A 3,040-nucleotide genomic window follows, 5' to 3' on the forward strand; every position below is an offset into this window, starting at 1 on the left:
TCGGTAACCGGTTGCTCAAATCACGTTGAATGGCTGTCCAAGATTCCTCTTTCACCACATTCTGATTATAAAATGAAGCAAGCTGCTTGATGGCACCACTTTGTTTGCCTTTACAGATAAAAGCACTTCAAATTCAATCCTGCGATTTTTCTTACGACCTTCAGCTGTTAAGTTATCAGCTATAGGTTGAGTTGATCCTAAACCATCAACACTTAAATTTTCAGCTGCTATATTTTTACTGATTAAATAATTCTTTACGGCTTCTGCGCGCTGTTGACTCAGTACTATATTTTTGTTGGCATCACCGGAACTATCAGTATGTCCAATAATCCGTATCTTCTTTCCGCTTACCTTATTTAAAGCTATGACCATTTCATCCAGAATCTTTGCACCGGACGCTGCCAGTACCGCACTACCAGATTCAAACTCAACAATGCGATTCTTTAATACCGCATCAATAATCTGCTGTTCTGCCTAATTTACAGTGAGCTGTGCATTTAAATGATAATTTGCTGGTATTAAACCTTGAAACTTTTTAGTAGTAATATCCATTTCATGAAGATTTAAAACTTTACCAATCAAATGAATATTAGACCCTTTGACTGTTAATTTACCTTGCTTTACCTTTTTAAGATCATCATTAATCACATTATTTACCGCATTTGACCATCCAATTGGTGCTGTTACTTGACGGATCTGAATGCGATTTATCACATTTTTTTGGCCATAAGTTGCATAGAGTTTATTCAAAATTTCCTGTTGTGTGCTGTCATTCGGTTAAAAATAAAAACTTAAAAGTATTTACTTCAGAAAAATTGAATGCAATCTTTGCAAAGAATTGCGCCGTTGCACAATTTATATCGCTTAAGAAAAGGCTGGGTTGGAATCTGAACTAGACCAAGTATTTCACTTATGATTTTTGTCATATTAGGTAGCTTCACCCTAATGAGCTTGGTAATGTTCGCCCTGCTGTCCTATGAGTTTAGACGAAGGATACAGGGTGTTTTTCTCAGATTTATTCCGCACAGCAAACAGCAATTGACTCAAGCAATACATTTTTCACGTAAATTTTATCGGGCAGCCTCGCCTGAACATCTGCATTCTCATTGGTATGTGCAGCAGTGGTGGATTTTGATTACCGGATTAATATTATTTGGCAGTATTTTGCTACTCGCTTTTACCCAGCCCTTAACTGCCAGAAAATTTGAATCTGAATATTTAAGGAAAGTTGATCCACAAATTTATGCTCTTTTGGATGGGCAAATGTTGACGGCTCCGCCTGAAGTTGCTGACCACCTCATTATAGAAGCCCTTCAACAAGAGCATTTTCCAGATCATCCGGCTATTTCAGCACAAAGCTTTAATTCAAATCTTGAAGATATTCATAGACCAGCAATGCTTACGCATTCAGATATCAGTACAGCAGACCGTAAATGGCATAAGATGAATCCACGATTTAAGCAACGTTTACTGATGGTATTTAAAATCATGAAAGAACAGCATGATTATGAGCTGGTTTTACTTGAAGGCTATCGGAGTCCGGAACGGCAAAATTCGTTGGCAGCCGATAGTAATATTACCAAGGCCAAAGGCTTTCAGAGTTATCATCAATTTGGATTGGCTGCAGATATTGCCTTTAAACGGCATGGCAAAGTAGTCATTACAGAACGTGATCCCTGGGCCATGCGCGGTTATGAGTTATATGGTCAGGTCGCTGAATCGGTAGGTTTGACCTGGGGTGGCCGCTGGAAATCCATTAAAGATTTCGGACATACTGAATATCGTATGCCCGGTTTAAAGAAAACTGCTGAGATGGCACATCAACTGATCCATGAAGGGCAATTACAGGTATATACATTACAGCCTTAAATATTAATTAATTAACAAAGGCTTGCATGTGTTTAATGACTTCATCTGGTTTTTCACCATGTAGCCAATGACCGGTATTTTCAATGACTTCAATTTTTGCCTGAGAAAACTGTTCATTAATTGCTGCAAAATGTTCTGGTTTTGAGATATAAAAAGAATCACCACCACGCAGAAATAAGGCTGGCTGATTAATTTTTTCGACCTTTTCCCAAGCCATAATATCTGGATAATGATCAAACAAAGACTGAACATTAAACAGCCACTGCCCTTTATTAAAGGATTTTAATAAAAATTGAATTACCATTTCTTCATGAATATATTTATGCATAATTTTTGCTGCTTCCAGTCGTGAAGCAACATTTGCTTGCTGTACTGCAAATAAGGCTTGAAAAATTTCAGCATGATGATTTTCATGATATTGGATCGGTGTAATATCAAGGACGACGAGTTTTTCAGTCTGTTCACGAGCTAAATCTGCCAGTTTCATAGCAATTTTCCCACCCATGGAATGTCCAACAACGACAAACTTATGAACATTTAAACTGGATAAAGTTTCCAATACATCTTCTGCCATGAGCTGATAGTTAATATCAGAGCTATGACCAGAAAGACCATGATTACGCACATCAATTTGGATCACGGTTCTCTGTTCAGAAAAATGTCGAGCTAATATTCCTAAATTACTCAAACTACCAAATAAACCATGAATAAAGATCATTGGAGATACTGTTGAAGTTTCATGATGGTGTAATTGATAGTTAAGGACCATTTGAGAATTCCGTGATTTCTTGATTTAAATGTTAATAGTGGGTTGATATTGAAAATTAATCAATTGCCAAATTTTTAAAATAAAAAATTTGCTTAGGCTATTTATAGCAAATTGATCAATTTTGCTTAGGCTAAATTCATCATCAGATTAAAAGTGTTCAAAGCTTAATTATTAATTTGAATTAAAGAAAAATGCCCCATCAATATAAAAGACGATCTAATACATTTTTAAAATAGCCTTGGGATTAAGAGAAATCGCACCCATATTTTATTTTTAATTTCAGACCCGGATTCAGCGTCGTATGGTATTTGCCCAAGCGTTGTGCGATCCATTTATAACCTTGCGGGACAATACGTACCCCTTTAAAAATCGTAATCGCCACAAAGGCCAAAAATGCGATAA

At 36.5% G+C, this 3,040-nt stretch carries 2 protein-coding genes and 3 pseudogenes; 1 reads left to right on the forward strand and 4 read right to left on the reverse strand.

Translation table 11 applies throughout. The features are described from left to right. Positions 1 to 127: pseudogene (locus tag FTV48_RS15055) on the reverse strand (ABC transporter substrate-binding protein); the annotation flags it as partial. Further along, positions 121 to 753: pseudogene (locus tag FTV48_RS14315) on the reverse strand (OmpA family protein); the annotation flags it as partial. The pseudogenes FTV48_RS15055 and FTV48_RS14315, both read right to left, overlap by 7 nt. Positions 754 to 912: 159 nt before the next feature. On the opposite strand from FTV48_RS14315, the gene FTV48_RS14320 reads away from it, so the two are divergent. After that, positions 913 to 1,869 (forward strand): M15 family metallopeptidase, encoded by a 957-nt coding sequence (locus tag FTV48_RS14320; RefSeq protein WP_180000742.1) that lies wholly within the window; start codon positions 913 to 915, stop codon positions 1,867 to 1,869. Positions 1,870 to 1,876: 7 nt separating this feature from the next. On the opposite strand, the gene FTV48_RS14325 is transcribed toward FTV48_RS14320, so the two are convergent. Continuing rightward, positions 1,877 to 2,638, reverse strand: a complete 762-nt coding sequence (locus FTV48_RS14325) for an alpha/beta fold hydrolase (RefSeq protein ID WP_180000743.1) — start codon at positions 2,636 to 2,638, stop codon at positions 1,877 to 1,879. Positions 2,639 to 2,900: 262 nt separating this feature from the next. Further along, positions 2,901 to 3,038, reverse strand: a pseudogene (locus FTV48_RS15060) (hypothetical protein); the annotation flags it as partial. Positions 3,039 to 3,040: the final 2 nt, after the last annotated feature.

This window comes from Acinetobacter sp. YH18001 (assembly GCF_013416975.1).
Lineage (GTDB): Bacteria > Pseudomonadota > Gammaproteobacteria > Pseudomonadales > Moraxellaceae > Acinetobacter > Acinetobacter pseudolwoffii.

What these genes read in the sequence shown, in the direction of transcription:
- FTV48_RS14320 (WP_180000742.1), top strand. Translation starts at nt 913, where the DNA reads ATGATTTTTGTCATATTAGGTAGCTTCACCCTAATGAGCTTGGTAATG.
- FTV48_RS14325 (WP_180000743.1), bottom strand. Translation starts at nt 2,638, where the DNA reads ATGGTCCTTAACTATCAATTACACCATCATGAAACTTCAACAGTATCT.